At 71.9% G+C, this 15,649-nt stretch carries 16 protein-coding genes; 8 read left to right on the top strand and 8 right to left on the bottom strand.

Translation table 11 applies throughout. The features are described 5' to 3' along the window. Window positions 1–39: 39 nt before the first annotated feature. Window positions 40–1,077 (top strand): C40 family peptidase, encoded by a 1,038-nt coding sequence (locus IF17_RS0119105; RefSeq protein WP_030567518.1) that lies wholly within the window; start codon window positions 40–42, stop codon window positions 1,075–1,077. A gap of 12 nt (window positions 1,078–1,089) precedes the next feature. Here IF17_RS0119105 and IF17_RS0119100 read toward each other — a convergent pair whose 3' ends face one another. The 4 genes from IF17_RS0119100 to IF17_RS0119085 all read right to left on the bottom strand — a co-directional run bounded on the left by IF17_RS0119100 (window position 1,090) and on the right by IF17_RS0119085 (window position 3,917). Further along, entirely contained in the window at window positions 1,090–1,992 is a 903-nt protein-coding gene (locus tag IF17_RS0119100; protein WP_030567517.1) for a M56 family metallopeptidase, read from the bottom strand. After that, the gene (locus tag IF17_RS0119095) at window positions 1,989–2,357 is read right to left on the bottom strand and encodes a BlaI/MecI/CopY family transcriptional regulator (protein WP_030567515.1); all 369 of its coding nucleotides are present in this window, start codon (window positions 2,355–2,357) and stop codon (window positions 1,989–1,991) included. The genes IF17_RS0119100 and IF17_RS0119095 overlap by 4 nt, the downstream gene beginning before the upstream one ends. Before the next feature lie 110 nt (window positions 2,358–2,467). Next, entirely contained in the window at window positions 2,468–3,130 is a 663-nt protein-coding gene (locus tag IF17_RS0119090; protein WP_030567513.1) for a DsbA family protein, read from the bottom strand. A 79-nt stretch (window positions 3,131–3,209) separates the two neighbouring features. After that, window positions 3,210–3,917 carry a hypothetical protein gene (locus IF17_RS0119085; RefSeq protein WP_244890517.1) on the bottom strand — a complete coding sequence of 236 codons (708 nt, stop codon included), beginning with the start codon at window positions 3,915–3,917 and terminating at the stop codon, window positions 3,210–3,212. 219 nt (window positions 3,918–4,136) lie between these two features. On the opposite strand from IF17_RS0119085, the gene IF17_RS0119080 reads away from it, so the two are divergent. Continuing rightward, window positions 4,137–5,498: an NAD(P)/FAD-dependent oxidoreductase gene (locus IF17_RS0119080; RefSeq protein ID WP_030567509.1), complete on the top strand. Its 1,362-nt coding sequence runs from the start codon at window positions 4,137–4,139 to the stop codon at window positions 5,496–5,498. A 42-nt stretch (window positions 5,499–5,540) separates the two neighbouring features. On the opposite strand, the gene IF17_RS0119075 is transcribed toward IF17_RS0119080, so the two are convergent. Beyond that, complete coding sequence (locus tag IF17_RS0119075; protein WP_030567506.1) at window positions 5,541–7,076, bottom strand: ATP-dependent DNA ligase; 1,536 nt, start codon at window positions 7,074–7,076, stop codon at window positions 5,541–5,543. 56 nt (window positions 7,077–7,132) lie between these two features. Next, entirely contained in the window at window positions 7,133–7,924 is a 792-nt protein-coding gene (locus IF17_RS0119070) for a metal-dependent hydrolase (protein WP_030567504.1), read from the bottom strand. A 77-nt stretch (window positions 7,925–8,001) separates the two neighbouring features. On the opposite strand from IF17_RS0119070, the gene IF17_RS0119065 reads away from it, so the two are divergent. From IF17_RS0119065 to IF17_RS1000000140135, 3 genes are read left to right on the top strand one after another with little or no spacing between them, the layout of a single operon-like run. Further along, window positions 8,002–10,575 carry a DEAD/DEAH box helicase gene (locus IF17_RS0119065; RefSeq protein ID WP_179115599.1) on the top strand — a complete coding sequence of 858 codons (2,574 nt, stop codon included), beginning with the start codon at window positions 8,002–8,004 and terminating at the stop codon, window positions 10,573–10,575. A gap of 46 nt (window positions 10,576–10,621) precedes the next feature. Next, complete coding sequence (locus IF17_RS0119060) at window positions 10,622–11,494, top strand: acyl-CoA thioesterase (RefSeq protein WP_030567501.1); 873 nt, start codon at window positions 10,622–10,624, stop codon at window positions 11,492–11,494. Next, a complete protein-coding gene (locus IF17_RS1000000140135) occupies window positions 11,491–11,622 on the top strand; it encodes a hypothetical protein (RefSeq protein ID WP_275406367.1) in 132 nt (43 codons plus the stop codon). The genes IF17_RS0119060 and IF17_RS1000000140135 overlap by 4 nt, the downstream gene beginning before the upstream one ends. Window positions 11,623–11,629: 7 nt before the next feature. On the opposite strand, the gene IF17_RS0119050 is transcribed toward IF17_RS1000000140135, so the two are convergent. Beyond that, window positions 11,630–11,878 carry a DUF6011 domain-containing protein gene (locus tag IF17_RS0119050; protein ID WP_030567500.1) on the bottom strand — a complete coding sequence of 83 codons (249 nt, stop codon included), beginning with the start codon at window positions 11,876–11,878 and terminating at the stop codon, window positions 11,630–11,632. Window positions 11,879–12,079: 201 nt separating this feature from the next. On the opposite strand from IF17_RS0119050, the gene IF17_RS0119040 reads away from it, so the two are divergent. From IF17_RS0119040 to IF17_RS0119030, 3 genes are all read left to right on the top strand, one after another. After that, window positions 12,080–13,045 carry a DUF389 domain-containing protein gene (locus IF17_RS0119040; RefSeq protein ID WP_030567499.1) on the top strand — a complete coding sequence of 322 codons (966 nt, stop codon included), beginning with the start codon at window positions 12,080–12,082 and terminating at the stop codon, window positions 13,043–13,045. 145 nt (window positions 13,046–13,190) lie between these two features. Continuing rightward, complete coding sequence (locus IF17_RS0119035) at window positions 13,191–13,715, top strand: GNAT family N-acetyltransferase (protein WP_030567497.1); 525 nt, start codon at window positions 13,191–13,193, stop codon at window positions 13,713–13,715. Window positions 13,716–13,766: 51 nt separating this feature from the next. Next, complete coding sequence (locus IF17_RS0119030) at window positions 13,767–14,255, top strand: glutathione peroxidase (RefSeq protein WP_030567495.1); 489 nt, start codon at window positions 13,767–13,769, stop codon at window positions 14,253–14,255. 55 nt (window positions 14,256–14,310) lie between these two features. Here the strand turns inward: IF17_RS0119030 and IF17_RS0119025 are convergent, their stop codons facing one another. Further along, a complete protein-coding gene (locus IF17_RS0119025; RefSeq protein ID WP_030567493.1) occupies window positions 14,311–15,537 on the bottom strand; it encodes an acyl-CoA dehydrogenase family protein in 1,227 nt (408 codons plus the stop codon). Between the last annotated feature and the right edge of the window lie 112 nt (window positions 15,538–15,649).

Genomic DNA, 15,649 nt, shown 5'->3' with positions numbered 1-15,649 from the left:
CCGTCCCGCCGGCGGACGAGGAAGAAGGAGCCCGCCTCAGTGGCGTCCCACCGTCGTCCCAAGCAGCCCAGCAACGGCTACGCGTCCGTGCTCACGGCGACCGCCGCGGTGAGCGTGGCGCTCTCCGCCTCTCCGGCGTCCGCCGACCCGCTGCCCGATCCGAACAAGAAGGGCGTGCAGGCGCAGATAGACCGCCTCCACGAGGAGGCGACCCAGGCCACGGAGAAGTACAACGGGGCGAAGGAGAACGCGGAGAAGCTCCGCAAGGAGGCGGACAACCTCCAGGAGGCCGTGGCCCGCAAGCAGGAAGACCTCAACGAGCTGCGCCGCGGGCTGGGTTCGGCGGCCGCCGCCCAGTACCGCAGCGGCGGGATCGACCCGTCGGTGCGGCTGCTGCTCTCCTCCGACCCGGACGCCTATCTGGACGAGGCGGCGGTCCTGGACCGGCTGGGCGCACGGCAGTCGCAGGCGCTCCACCGCTTCCTCTCCGAGCAGCGCGCCCTCCAGCAGCAGCGCACCCAGGCCGGTGCCAAGCTCGCCGACCTCCAGGACACCCGGAAGGAGCTGGGCGACCGGAAGAAGGAGATCCAGGGCAAGCTGGCCGAGGCGCAGCGGCTCCTCAACACGCTGACGGCCAAGGAGCGGGCCGCGATCGCCGCCAAGGAGGAGCGCGCCAACCGCTCCAGCGCGCGGGTCGAGCTCGGCAACGAGGCCAGTGCCTCGGGCATCACCGCCGCGGCCTTCGCGGCGGCCAAGACCAGGGTCGGCATGCCGTACGTGTGGGGCGCCACCGGTCCGGGGTCGTTCGACTGCTCCGGTCTGACCTCCTGGGCGTTCCGCCAGGCGGGGGTGAACCTGCCGCGCACCTCCCAGGCGCAGGCCAACGCCGGGACGCGGATCAACTCCCTGGGCGCGCTCAAGCCCGGCGACCTCGTCATCATGCGCACGGACCTGAGCCATGTCGGCTTCTACGCCGGGAACGGCCAGATCCTCCACTCACCGAAGCCGGGGGCCCAGGTGCGCTACGAGTCGATGGCCCGCAGCGGGATGCCGTTCATGTGGGGCGTACGGATCTGACGCAGGCGCCTGTCACCCGAGTCCGGCGTGGCAGGTCAGCAGGACGGGCAGCAGCGGAGCCATGAGGGCGCCGGTGCCGACCGTGCAGCGCAGGGCCGGATGCGCGCTGCGCGGCGGCACCAGAACACGCTTCAGGCGGATCAGCACCGTCTCACCGCCGACCGCCAGCGCCCCGCGCGGCGCCCGGCCGGAGGCCAGCGTGAACATCGCTGTGGCCAGCGCGTTCTGCGGACTGCGGCGCAGGGCCCGGTCGTCGGCGGCCATCTCCAGCAGCAGCGGGATCTGCTCCCGCAGATGCCGGGCCAGAGGCAGCCCCGGGAAGATCCAGGCGAAGGCGTGGGCCGCCGCGAGGACGAGGTGGTGGCGGCCGTGGATGTGGGCCCGCTCGTGTTCGACGACGGCGCCCAGCTCGTCGTGCGAGAGGGCGTCGACCGCACCGCTGCTGACGACGACCCGCGGGCGGCGGCCCGGCAGGCAGTACGCGGCGGGTTCGGCGTGGTCCACCACCGTGGCCCGCAGCCGCGCCGAGGGCCGGCCCACCTTGTCCAGGACATCACGGTGCCGGGCGCGTGCGGCGTACGCCCGTACGGCGTGGAAGGCGAAGCCGGTCAGATGGGCGGCGGCCAGCACGACGAGCGCCACGAGGCCCCAGGACGGGCCGGTGGCTGCGTCGGGTTCGCCGCCGAGTCCCAGGGCCGCGCGGCAGGAGTAGAGGATGCCGTGCAGATGCGCCCCCGGCGTGGTGAGGTGCGCGGCGGCCAGCTGGACGCAGACCGAGAAGGACGCCGCGAGGGCGAACCAGACGGCGACCGCCAGCAGCGGCGCGCGCTGCGGCCAACTGCTGCGGAGCAGCAGGCGCGGGGCCAGTACGCCGACGGCGGCCGCGTAGCCGAGGAAGGCGGGGGCCGCGTTCACAGCTCGCCGCCCCGGCCCGTCGCTCGCAGCGCCTCGCGCAACGCGGCGACCTCCTCGTCGGTCATCCGCTCCACGAAGTGGACGAGGGCGGCCGAGCGGTCCCGGCTCGCCCCCAGGGCGTCCTCCATGAGAGCGGCGGAGTACGCCTCACGGCTGCGCACGGGTGTGTAGAGCCACGCCTGCCCCTGCTTGCGCCGGGTCAGCCAGCCCTTGTCGTAGAGGATCGTGGCCACGGTCATCACCGTCGTGTAGGCGGCGGGACGGCGGCGGTTGATGTCGTCCACGATCTCGCGGACCGTCGCCGGCCGGTCCCAGGTCCACAGGCGGTCCATGATCTCGGCCTCAAGCTCTCCGAGCCGTCGCATGCCCCGTCCCTCTTCCGTCCCGCGCCCTCTTCTGTGCGCCCGCGTTCCCATACTAGGTTCGCGCGGCGGCTTCAGGAGCACGGACCGTACGTGCTCCTGAAGCCCCTGCTTCACTTGCGCGCGAGCCGCTTCTCGATGAGCGCGCGGAACTCCTCGTACGAGCCGGGGTTGGGGATCCTGAGCCCGTCGACGAAGAACGTCGGTGTGCCCTGGACGCCGAGGCCGAGGCCGTCGCGCTGGTCGGCCTCGATCCGCTCGGTGGTCGCCGGGTCGTTCAGCACGGCGGTGAACTTCTCCATGTCGAGGCCGAGTTCCCCGGCGTACTCGCGGAAGAGCGGTTCCTTGGACTCGTCGGCCTCGCCCCACTGCGCCTGGGTGGTGAAGAGCTTGCCGTACATCTCCTCGAACTTGCCCTGCTGTGCGGCGGCCTCCACCGTTCGGGCGGCGAGTTGGCCGTTCTTGTGGCCCGGCATCGGGAAGTAGCGGGCGATGAAGGTGACCCGGTCCCCGTACTCCTCGCGCAGCTTCTCCACGGCCGGGTACACCGCTCCGCACGCCTCGCACTCGAAGTCCAGGAACTCCACCACCGTCAGCTCGCTCCGCTCCGGTGAGGTGAGCCGGTGGCTGGATTCCCGTACGGGCTGTGCCTGGGCGGCGGCTTCGATGTCCGTCATCCCCCGGTCGCGGTCCTCGGGTGCCAGCAGCAGGAAGGAGCCGAGGCCGGCGGCGAAGGCGGCCAGGATCACTGCTGCGACGATCAGATGCTTCTTCATGGGTCGTGCGTCCTCATGGATGTGGCCGGACACGGCGGTGGCCGTGTGCCCGGCGGGGCAGGACGGGCGTGCGGGGCCGTCAGGGCAGGCAGGGGCCGCCGGCCGGCATCGACCGGACGAGCGGCGGCCCGAACGGAGGGGCCCGCCCCGACCGCAGCCGCGCGAGGACGGCGGACCTGAGCCGCCGCGTACGCTCCCGGTGCCCGCGCCGCGGCCCGTGGGCGCGAGGTTCGCAGGCCGACGGCCGTACGAAGGCCAGGAGGAGGCGGCCGACCGCCGCCAGCAAGGGCCGGCCGCGCCCGAGCAGCAGCTCCGTGAGGCCCAGGGCGCGGGCCGCGACGAGCAGAGCGACCAGCTGACCGGAGGGCAGCACACCTGAGGGCACATGCGTGCTCGCCGCGTGCTCGGTCCAGAGCGGCACGCCCTCCGCGCCCACCGCGCGGCAGACGCCGGGCAGCGCGTACGCCAGGTGGTACGCCAGCTGCGAGACGGCGAGGACACCGACGACCTGGTTGTCCGAGAGGCGCCGCCGCGTCAGCACCACCGCCGCCGGGACCGCGACCACCGCGACCGCGGCGACGACGGCCCACACCGGAGCCTGGCAGCGGGCGAGGAGATGAGCGGCGAGCGGCAGCGACACGCACAGCACGGCGAGCGACCCCGCCCGCAGCCCGCGCGCCATCCCGGCCGCCGGTGAGGCGGGGCGCGAGGCGCGGAGCGACGGCATACCAGGGGCTTTCGAGGAGTCGGGGCGGCTGCGGAGGGCCTGCGTCGCACGGCCGCGCACGCACCCGCAGCGTACTCGCCGCGCCCCGGCCTTCCCGCGACGGGATGAGAGCGACCGAGCCGATGTGACCGCGGCACCCCGCCGGTCCACCGTGCGGCGGCCCGTTCACCCCCGCCGAGAGGCGGTCCGGGGTGCATCCGGTGAGGATGAGGAGTGCATCGGCCGGGATACGGGGCAGGCGAGCGCAGAACCACGCAAGCCCGAGAAGGGACGCAGACCGTGGCACCACCCAGGATTCTCGTCGTCGGCGCCGGCTTCGCAGGTGTCGAATGTGTACAACGGCTGGAGCGCAGGCTCGCTCCGGGCGAGGCCGAGATCGCGCTCGTAACGCCGTTCTCCTACCAGCTCTACCTGCCGCTGCTGCCTCAGGTGGCCTCCGGCGTGCTCACCCCCCAGTCGGTCGCGGTCTCCCTGCGCCGCAGCCGACGCCACCGCACCCGGATCATCCCCGGCGGGGCGATCGGCGTGGACACCGAGGCCAAGGTCTGCGTCATCCGGAAGATCACGGACGAGGTCGTCAACGAGCCGTACGACTACATCGTGCTGGCCGCGGGCAGCGTGACCCGGACGTTCGACATCCCGGGGCTGCTGGACCACGCGCGCGGGATGAAGACGCTGGCGGAGGCGGCGTACGTACGCGACCACGTCATCGCCCAGCTCGACCTGGCCGACGCCAGCCAGGACGAGGCCGAGCGGGCCTCGCGGCTCCAGTTCGTGGTGGTCGGCGGCGGCTACGCGGGCACGGAGACGGCCGCCTGCCTGCAACGGCTCACCACGAACGCGATCCGGCACTACCCCCGGCTGGATCCGAAGCTGATCAAGTGGCACCTGATCGACATCGCGCCCAAGCTGATGCCGGAGCTGGGCGACAAGCTGGGGAAGGCCGCCCTGGAGATCCTCCGCAAGCGGAACATCGAGGTGTCGCTCGGGGTCTCCATCGCCAAGGCCTCCGCCGAGGAGGTGACGTTCACCGACGGCCGGGTGCTGCCCTGCCGGACGCTGATCTGGACGGCGGGGGTGGCCGCCAGCCCGCTGATCGCCACCCTGGGCGCGGAGACCGTCCGCGGCCGGCTGGCCGTGACACCGCAGCTGAAGCTGCCGGGCTCGGACGGGGTGTTCTCGCTCGGCGACGCGGCGGCCGTGCCCGACCTGGCCAAGGGCGACGGGGCGGTCTGCCCGCCGACCGCTCAGCACGCGATGCGCCAGGGCAAGGTGATGGCGGACAACTTGATCGCCTCGCTGCGCAATCAGCCGCTCAGGGACTACGTCCACAAGGACCTGGGGCTCGTCGTGGACCTCGGCGGCAAGGACGCGGTGTCCAAGCCGCTGGGCATCGAGCTGCACGGGCTGCCCGCGCAGGCCGTGGCGCGCGGCTACCACTGGTCGGCGCTGCGGACGAACGTCGCCAAGACCCGGGTCATGACGAACTGGCTGCTCAACGCGGTCGCCGGTGACGACTTCGTACGGACGGGGTTCCAGGCGCGCAAACCGGCGACGCTGCGGGACTTCGAGTACACGGGCGCCTATCTGACGCCCGAGCAGATCAAGGAGCACACCGCGTCGACGGTCATCAAGCACTGACCCCCGACGCCTGAGCCGCGCCCTGCCCGCCCGGGGCGCGGCTCAGCGCTGCCGTGAGAGCACCGTCTCCACCGTGTCCGCCTCCTGCGCGGTCTTGTCCTCGCGGTAGCGCAGGACCCGGGCGAACCGGAGGGTGACGCCCGCCGGGTAGCGGGTGGAGCGCTGGAGCCCGTCGTAGGCGATCTCCACGACGAGTTCCGGACGTACGGTCACGATGTGTCCGTCCTCGCCGGTCGCCAGTTCGCGCAGCTTCTCCGTCTGCCACTCCAGCAGGGCGTCGGTGAGCCCCTTGAAGGTCTTGCCGAGCATCGCGAACGTGCCGTCGGGGCGGCGGGCGCCCAGGTGGAGGTTGGAGAGCTTCCCCGTACGCCGTCCGCTCCCCCATTCGGCGGCCAGCACCACCAGGTCCAGGGTGTGCACCGGCTTGACCTTGAGCCAGGAGGCTCCCCGGCGGCCCGCGCTGTAGGCGGCGGCCAGGTCCTTGACGACGACCCCCTCGTGGCCGCGCTCCAGGGTCTCGGCGAGGAACGCGTCGGCGGCCCGGCGGGCGTCCGTGTCCTCAGGGTCGGGCACCAGCGCGCGCCGGACCCGCAAGGCCTCGGGGACCAGCCGGGCCAGGGCAGCGTGGCGCTCGGTGAAGGGAAGGTCGAGGAGATCCTCGCCGTCGGCCGACAGGGCGTCGAAGAAGACGGGCACGACGGGTACGCCGGCGGCTGCGGCGGCCACGTCACGCCGCGAGCTCACCCGGGCGGCGGTCTCCTGGAAGGGGCGCGGCCTGCCGTCGTCGCCCAGCGCGATCACCTCGCCGTCCAGGATGAAGCGCCCGGTCTCCAGCGCGGCCACGGCGGTGACGAGTTCGGGCAGCCGGTCGGTGATGTCGTCCAGGGTCCGGGTGTAGGCGCGGACCCGGTCGCCGTCCCGGTGCACCTGCACGCGGATGCCGTCGAGCTTCTCCTCCACGGCGCAGGGGCCCAGCTTGTCCACGGCCTCGGTGACGGAGGCGGCGGTGTGGGCCAGCATCGGCTGGACGGGCCGCCCCACGGTGAGGCGGAAGCCCGCGAGCGCGCCGGGGCCGTCCGCGAGGAGCGAGCGGGCCACCTCCTGGAGCGATCCGGCGAGCATCACGGCCCGGCGGACGTCGGCGGGCGGGGCCTCGGCGGCCTTGGCCAGCGCGTCGGCGGCGACGGCGTCCAGGGCGCCCTGGCGGACCTCCCCGGTGAGCAGGGCCCGCAGGAAGTGCTGCTCATCGGCGGTGGCGGCGGCGAACAGGGCGCGCAGCCGGTCCCGGCGCAACGCCTGGGAGCCGGTGCCCGAGATCGCGGCCAGCGCGGTCAGCTCGGCGTCGACCCCGGTGACGGTGAGCGTGGGCTCGGCGGCGGGTTCGACGGGGTCGCCGAGGGAGCGCCAGCCGACGCCGATCCGGCCCTGGGGCAGCCGTCCGGCGAGGTACGGGATGACGACGGGGACGTCCTCGGGTCCGGCGTCCCGGAAGAGCGTGGCGAGGAGCGCCACCTTCCTGGACCGGGCGGAGGTGGCGGCGACCTCCAGGGAGACCTGGGCGAGCTCGGCGAGCAGCATGCGGCCATGGTGCTACGGGGCCGGGCGGACCGCCCGTCCGCGACACGAGCGGTGCGTCATATGTAGTTGAGGGCGGCCGCCCCGCCCACTCCCCCGAGCACCATGAACGCGGGCATCAGCACCTTGATCTCCACCCAGCTGCCGGCCCGGAACCGCATGAACTTCGGAGGGCCGAGCGGGTACCAGCGCTTGCCGCCGATCGGCAGCGGCCACAGGATCGGGCAGCCCGAGACGGTCAGCGCGTCCCCGATGTCGTGGACCAGGGCGCCCAGCACGATGGGCAGCCCGAGCCACATGTACTCCTGTCCGGGGGCGTCGAAGAGCCAGCCGGCGCCGTTGCCGGGCTGGTCCAGGACCCCGGCGAGGATCCAGGCGCTGGTGGCGCCGAGCAGCCAGACGAGGACGTCGCTGGAGACCCGGGCGGCGCGCCAGAGCAGGCCCTCGACGGCGAGCACCAGGTGGACGAAGAGGATCGCGAGGACCGCCCAGCGCCCGCCGGTGATGGCGGCGAAGGAGCAGCCGGCGCCCATCAGGACGGCGAAGAACCAGGTGTGGGTCAGGGTCCGGTGGCCGCCGGTGCGGCGGGGGTCGGCCTTGCTCTTGGTGGCCTTGTAGACGGCGTAGGAGATCTTGTCGGTGACCTCGCAGAGCCCCTTCGACAACGGGCCGAAGGCGCGCGAGATGGTCGCGGACTTGTGGTCGAGGTCGGGGGCGAGCGCGGCTCCCGCGCAGATCAGCGCCCCGACGACCAGGACGGGCCAGGGCATCGTGTGGCCCGCGGCGGCGGCCGCCGCGCCCACCCCCAGCCAGGCCGCTGCCCCTGACAGAGAGTGTGCCGGTCCCATCATGGCTTGTTCCGCCCCCAGAGCGTGGTGTGCCCATCACCGGTACGGCGCGGGCTGGTTGAGTGCGCAGCGTATCGCCCATGATCTTGGTGGTGCCCGCCGGTTCCCTCATCCGGTCCGAAGACAGGCAAGATGGGGGCGTGACCCTCATCGACCAGCTTCCCCAGACCGCCGACCCCGACGCCCTCTTCGAGGCCTTCTCGTCATGGACCGAGAGCCAGGGCATCACGCTGTATCCGGCTCAGGAGGAGGCGCTGATCGAGGTGGTGTCCGGGGCGAACGTGATCCTTTCCACCCCGACCGGCTCGGGCAAGAGCCTGGTGGCGGCGGCCGCGCACTTCACCGCGCTGGCCCAGGACAAGGTCACCTTCTACACCGCGCCGATCAAGGCGCTGGTCTCGGAGAAGTTCTTCGACCTGTGCAAGCTCTTCGGCACCGAGAACGTCGGGATGCTCACCGGTGACGCCTCGGTCAACGCGGACGCCCCGGTGATCTGCTGTACGGCCGAGGTGCTGGCCTCCATCGCGCTGCGCGACGGGAAGTACGCCGACATCGGCCAGGTCGTGATGGACGAGTTCCACTTCTACGCCGAGCCGGACCGCGGCTGGGCCTGGCAGATCCCGCTGCTGGAGCTGCCGCAGGCGCAGTTCGTGCTGATGTCGGCGACGCTCGGCGACGTCGCGATGTTCGAGAAGGACCTGACCCGGCGCACCGGCCGGCCCACCTCCGTGGTGCGCTCGGCGACCCGTCCGGTGCCGCTGAGCTACGAGTACCGCTTCACGCCGATCACCGAGACGCTCACCGAGCTGCTGGACACCCGGCAGTCGCCGGTCTACATCGTGCACTTCACCCAGGCGGCGGCGGTGGAGCGGGCGCAGTCGCTGATGAGCATCAACATGTGCACGAAGGAGGAGAAGGAGAAGATCGCCGATCTGATCGGCAGCTTCCGCTTCACCACCAAGTTCGGCCAGAACCTCTCCCGGTACGTGCGCCACGGCATCGGCGTGCACCACGCGGGCATGCTGCCCAAGTACCGCCGCCTGGTTGAGAAGCTGGCCCAGGCCGGCCTGCTGAAGGTGATCTGCGGTACGGACACGCTCGGCGTCGGCGTCAACGTACCCATCCGTACGGTGCTGTTCACGGCCCTCACCAAGTACGACGGGACCCGGGTGCGGACGCTGCGCGCGCGGGAGTTCCACCAGATCGCGGGGCGCGCCGGGCGGGCCGGGTTCGACACGGCCGGGTTCGTCGTGGCGCAGGCCCCCGAGCACGTCATCGAGAACGAGAAGGCCGTCAAGAAGGCGGGCGACGACCCGAAGAAGAAGCGCAAGGTGGTCCGCAAGAAGGCGCCCGAGGGGTTCGTCGCCTGGTCGGAGACCACGTTCGACAAGCTGATCCAGTCCGAGCCGGAGCCGCTGAGCTCCCGCTTCCGGGTCACGCACACGATGCTGCTCGCGGTCATCGCCCGTCCCGGCAACGCCTTCGAGGCGATGCGGCACCTGCTGGAGGACAACCACGAGCCGCGCCGGGCGCAGCTGCGGCACATCCGCCGGGCCATCGCCATCTACCGCTCGCTGCTGGACGGCGGGGTGGTGGAGCAGCTGGAGACGCCGGACGCCGAGGGGCGGATCGTGCGCCTCACGGTCGACCTCCAGCAGGACTTCGCGCTGAACCAGCCGCTCTCCACGTTCGCGCTGGCCGCGTTCGACCTGCTGGACGCCGAATCCCCGTCGTACGCGCTGGACATGGTCTCCGTCGTCGAGTCGACGCTGGACGATCCCCGGCAGATCCTCGCTGCCCAGCAGAACAAGGCGCGCGGCGAGGCCGTGGGGCAGATGAAGGCCGACGGGATCGAGTACGAGGAGCGGATGGAGCTGCTCCAGGAGGTCACGTACCCCAAGCCGCTGAGCGAGCTGCTGTGGCACGCCTACGACGTGTACCGCACGAGCCACCCGTGGGTGAACGACCACCCGGTGTCGCCGAAGTCGGTGATCCGGGACATGTACGAACGGGCCATGACCTTCACCGAGTTCACCTCGCACTACGAGCTGGCCCGGACCGAGGGGATCGTGCTGCGGTATCTGGCGAGCGCGTACAAGGCGCTGGAGCACACGATCCCGGACGACGTGAAGTCCGAGGACCTCCAGGACCTGATCTCCTGGCTCGGCGAGATGGTGCGCCAGGTGGACTCCAGTCTGCTGGACGAGTGGGAGCAGCTGGCCAACCCCGAGGTGGAGACGGCCGAGCAGGCACAGGAGAAGGCGGACGAGGTCAAGCCGGTCACGGCGAACCCGCGCGCCTTCCGGGTGCTGGTGCGCAACGCGATGTTCCGGCGGGTGGAGCTGGCCGCGCTGGACCGGGCGCGGGACCTGGGCGAGCTCGACGGCGACTCCGGGTGGGACGAGGACGCGTGGGGCGAGGCGCTGGACGCGTACTGGGACGCGCACGAGGAGATCGGCACCGGTCCGGACGCGCGCGGCCCGAAACTGCTGAAGATCGAGGAGGACCCGGCGCACGGGCTGTGGCGGGTCTGGCAGGCGTTCGCGGACCCGGCGGGCGACCACGACTGGGGCATCCAGGCCGAGGTGGACCTGACCGCGTCCGACGAGGAGGGCCGGGCGGTCGTCCGGGTCACGAAGGTCGGCCAGCTGTGAGAGACCCCCTGGTGAGCGAGTGGACGCGGAAGCGGAGAGGTACGGCATGACGAATCCGGCCGAGCGCCTGGTCGACCTTCTCGACCTGGAGCGGATCGAGGTCAACATCTTCCGCGGCCGCAGCCCGGAGGAGTCCCTGCAACGGGTCTTCGGCGGGCAGGTCGCGGGCCAGGCACTCGTGGCGGCGGGCCGCACCACCGACGGGGAGCGGCCGGTGCACTCGCTGCACGCCTACTTCCTGCGGCCGGGCCGCCCCGGCGTGCCGATCGTCTACCAGGTGGAGCGGGTCCGGGACGGCCGGTCCTTCACCACCCGGCGGGTCACGGCCGTCCAGGAGGGCCGGACGATCTTCAACCTGACGGCCTCCTTCCACCGCCCCGAGGAGGCGGGCTTCGAGCACCAGCTGCCGCCGGCCCGGATCGTCCCGGACCCGGAGGAGCTGCCGACGGTCGCCGAGGAGGTACGCGAGCACCTGGGCGTACTGCCTGAGGCGCTGGAGCGGATGGCCCGGCGCCAGCCCTTCGACATCCGTTACGTCGACCGGCTGCGCTGGACGCGGGAGGAGATCAAGGACGCCGATCCGCGCAGCGCGGTGTGGATGCGGGCGGTCGGCCCGCTGGGCGACGACCCGCTGGTGCACACCTGCGCGCTGACGTACGCGAGCGACATGACGCTGCTGGACGCGGTGCGCATCCCGGTCGAGCCGCTGTGGGGTCCGCGCGGCTTCGACATGGCGTCGCTGGACCACGCGATGTGGTTCCACCGGCCGTTCCGGGCGGACGAGTGGTTCCTGTACGACCAGGAGTCGCCGATCGCGACGGGCGGGCGCGGTCTGGCCCGGGGCCGGATCTACGACCGGTCGGGGCAGCTCCTCGTGTCGGTGGTGCAGGAGGGGCTGTTCCGGCGACTGGACGGATGACTCCCCTGTCTGGCGGGCAGCGGTGTGATCCGTGTCGGGGGCGGTTGCTCTCCCGCTCGGTCAAGGCGTTCCTGGAGCTCGCCGCGCGGGTGATGGACGAGGTGCCCGAGGGCGGGACGGACGGCTGATCGCGGTTCAGGTGCCCGGCAGCGGGTCCTGCTCGACCTCGTGGCGGCGGGTGCGGATGTCCGGCGGCGCGGGGTGCAGTTTGGCGTCGCAGGACGGGCCGAGGCCGGTGCGGCGGGAGTCCGCGCCGGTGAGGGGGCGGCCGCAGAGGCGGCAGCGGATCAGGCGGCGCGGCGGGGTGTCCTCGGCCACCGGGTCCGGTGCTACGGCCCCGTCGGCCCCGGGCAGCGGTTCGGGGAAGGCATCGGGAGTGTCCACGCCCCGATCCTCCCAGTACGGGCGCGTGGCCGCCCGAGAGGGCGGCGGGCTCCACGGTCGGCGGATGCCCGGTTTGCCGAACGGGGCCGGGGCCGCGTTACTGGAGGGACCCCCGTGCCGCCGGCCGGGCGGAGTTCCGTCCCACGGAGCCGGATCCGGAGCCGGAACTGAAGCCGCAGCCGGAGCCGCGGAGGTAGCGGTATGGACATGATCCACATCCGCGCGGTGAGCCCGCCCGACCTCACCGACGAGGCCGTCGGCCTGCTCGCGGACGATCCGTGTGTGCTCAACCTGATCGTGCGTCGGGACGCCGCCCGTCATCCCGACGGCGACTCCATCGCCTGCGACGTCCTGACCGGGGCGGCCAACGAGGTCCTGCACCGGCTGCGGACCCTGCGGGTCGACCAGCGGGGCTCGCTGGTCATCGAACCGGTGGACATGGCCTTCGCCAGCGCGGCCGCGGAAGACGGGCGGCGGGCGCTCGGACCGCTGCGAGGGGCGCCGGTCTGGGAGCAGGTCGAGGCACGCATCCGGGCGGAGGGCCGGTACCGGCCGAGCTTCTACCTCTATCTCGTCATCGCGGGAATGATCGGTTCGGTCGGTATCGTCACCAACTCGCAGATCCTGATCGTGGCAGCCATGGTCGTCGGGCCCGAGTACGGGGCGATCGTCGCCGTGGCGCTCGGGATCGACCGGAGACACGGGGCCATGGTGCGGCGCGGCCTCTTCGCGCTGGGGACGGGTTTCCTTCTGACGATCGTCGTCACCTTCCTCTTCAGTCTCCTCATCCGTGGCTTCGGCCTGGAGTCGGACGCGTTCGACCGGGGGCTGCGCCCCGTCTCCAACCTGATCAACACACCGAACTTCTTCTCCATCGCCGTCGCCACCCTGGCCGGGATCGTCGGGATCGTGTCGCTGACCGAGGCCAGGACGAGCGCGCTGCTCGGCGTGTTCATCTCTGTCACGACGATCCCGGCCGCCGCGGACATCGCGGTCTCCACCGCGTTCACCAGCTGGCCCGACGCCTGGGGTTCGCTCGTCCAGCTCGTGGTGAACATCGTGGTGCTGATCGTGGTGGGCGCGGCCGTGCTCAAGATCCAGCGGGCGGTCTGGCGGCGGGTGGGCCTCCGGCGCGCCCACGGCACCGGTGGCGAGAGGGAGGCCTGAACGCGCTCTCCCCTGTCGACGCCTCCCGCATACCGGGGACACCATTCGGGGAGGAGGGTTACGGCGGAGGAGCCGGATCACGTCGGCGTCCGGCCCCGAGTCCCGTACCCCTCCCGACTGTTCCGTTGTGAAAGGACCCTTGCGCATGACCGAGATCGTCCACGTGTCCGGCCCCGAGCTGGTCACGTACGCCGATGAGATGGCCGAGCTGCTCGTGGAGACCGTCGAGGAGGGCTCCTCGGTGGGCTTCCTGGCCCCGCTGGACCGGGAGAAGGCCGCCGTCTGGTGGCGGGAGCGCGCGGGCGCCGTGGAGTCCGGGGAGGTCTCCATCTGGATCGCCCGGGAGGGCGGCCGGGTCGCCGGGACCATCGCCCTGGTCCGGGCGCCGCTGCCGAACGCCCGGCACCGCGCCGAGGTCGCCAAGCTGATGGTCCGCCCCGCCGCGCGCGGCCAGGGGCTCGGGCGGGCGCTGCTGGACGCCGTGGAGGCGTACGCGCAGGTCGAGGGCATCACCCTGCTGATCCTGGACACCGAGAGCGGCAGCCTGGCCGAGCAGGTCTACTGCAAGGCGGGCTGGACGGAAGTGGGGTCCGTGCCGGGATACGCGGCCGACCCGGCGGGCAGCCTGAAGCCGACCACCTTCTACTACAAGGAGCTCGCCGCCCCATGAGCAGCGGGCGGCACAATGGGCACCACGCACGCGATGATCAGGGAGAGCTTCATGACGCTGCACGACATTCCGCTGCACACCCTCGCCGGTGAGCCGACCACCCTGGGCGCCTGGAGCGGCCGGACCGTCCTGCTGGTGAACGTGGCGTCCAAGTGCGGGCTCACGCCGCAGTACGAGGGCCTGGAGCGGCTGCAGCAGGCGTACGGGGACCGGGGGCTGACGGTGCTCGGTGTGCCGTGCAACCAGTTCGCCGGGCAGGAGCCGGGAAGCGCCGAGGAGATCGAGACCTTCTGCTCGACGACGTACGGCGTGACCTTCCCGCTCCTGGAGAAGATCGAGGTGAACGGGGCCGGCCGGCACCCGCTGTACGCGGAGCTGACGAAGCTGGCGGACGCGGACGGGGAGGCCGGGGACGTCCAGTGGAACTTCGAGAAGTTCGTGATCTCGCCGGCCGGTGAGCCGGTGGCCCGGATCCGCCCGCGCAGCGAGCCGGAGTCGACGGAGGTCGTGACGGCGATCGAGGCGCAGCTGCCCGGCTGAGTGATGGTGTGAAGGGGGGCCGTCCTCGGACGGCCCCCCTTGTCGGGCATGCCCGCTAGCGGATCGGCATGCCCGACAGCGTGCGGGCGATCACCAGGCGCTGGATCTCGCTGGTGCCCTCGAAGATGGTGTAGATCGCGGCGTCCCGGTGCATCCGCTCCACCGGGTACTCGCGGGTGAAGCCGTTGCCGCCGAGGATCTGGATGGCCTGCGCGGTGACCTTCTTGGCGGTCTCGCTGGCGTAGAGCTTCGACATGGAGCCCTCCGCCGAGGTGAACGGCTTCCCGGTGGTCGCCATCCAGGAGGCACGCCAGACCAGCAGCCGGGCCGCGTCGATCTGGGTGCGCATGTCGGCGAGCTGGAAGGCGATGCCCTGGTTGTCGATGATCGGGCGGCCGAACTGGCTGCGCGTCTTGGCGTAGTCCAGGGCCACCTCGTACGCGGCACGGGCAGTGCCCACGGCCATGGCGCCGACGGCCGGGCGGGAGGCCTCGAAGGTGGCCATCGCCGCGTTCTTGACCCGCTCGCCGCCGGACTTGGCGCGCTCCCGGGCGCGGGCGAGGCGCTCGTCCAGCTTCTCCTTGCCGCCGAGCAGGCAGTGGCCGGGGACGCGGACGTCCTCCAGGACCACCTCGGCGGTGTGCGAGGCCCTGATGCCGTGCTTCTTGAACTTCTGGCCCTGGGAGAGGCCGGGGGTGGCGGGCGGCACGATGAAGGAGGCGTGGCCCTTGGAGCCGAGGTCCGCGTCGACGACGGCGACCACCACGTGGACGTTGGCTATGCCGCCGTTGGTCGCCCAGGTCTTGGTCCCGTTGAGGACCCACTCGTCCTTGGCCTCGTCGTAGACGGCACGCGTGCGCATGGCGGCGACGTCGGATCCGGCGTCGGGTTCGGAGGAGCAGAAGGCGGCGACCTTCACGTCGTTCGCGTCGCCGTACATCTGCGGGATCCAGGTGCCGATCTGCTCCTCGGTGCCGTTGGCGAGGACACCGACGGCCGCCAGGCCCGTACCGACGATGGAGAGGGCGATACCCGCGTCGCCCCAGAACAGCTCTTCCATGGCCATGGGGATGCCGAGCCCCGTAGGGTCGAAGAACTGCTGGGCGTAGAAATCGAGGGAGTAGATGCCGACCTTGGCCGCCTCCTGGATGACGGGCCAGGGCGTTTCCTCACGCTCGTCCCACTCCGAGGCCGCGGGGCGGATCACATCCGCCGCGAAGCCGTGAAGCCAGTCACGGACCTGCTTCTGGTCGTCGTTGAGATCGAGTGTGAACTCGGCCATGTTCCCCTCCATGCACTGCCGTGAAAAGCATGCGTTACTTGCGGTAACCGCAGTCTGTTACCGGACAGTAAGCAATGTCAACCGTCCCGGAGCTGATCGACAAGGGCGCCGG

It is taken from the genome of Streptomyces cyaneofuscatus (genome assembly GCF_000718135.1).
Lineage (GTDB): Bacteria > Actinomycetota > Actinomycetes > Streptomycetales > Streptomycetaceae > Streptomyces > Streptomyces cyaneofuscatus.
This window is presented reverse-complemented; position numbering and strand designations above follow the sequence as displayed.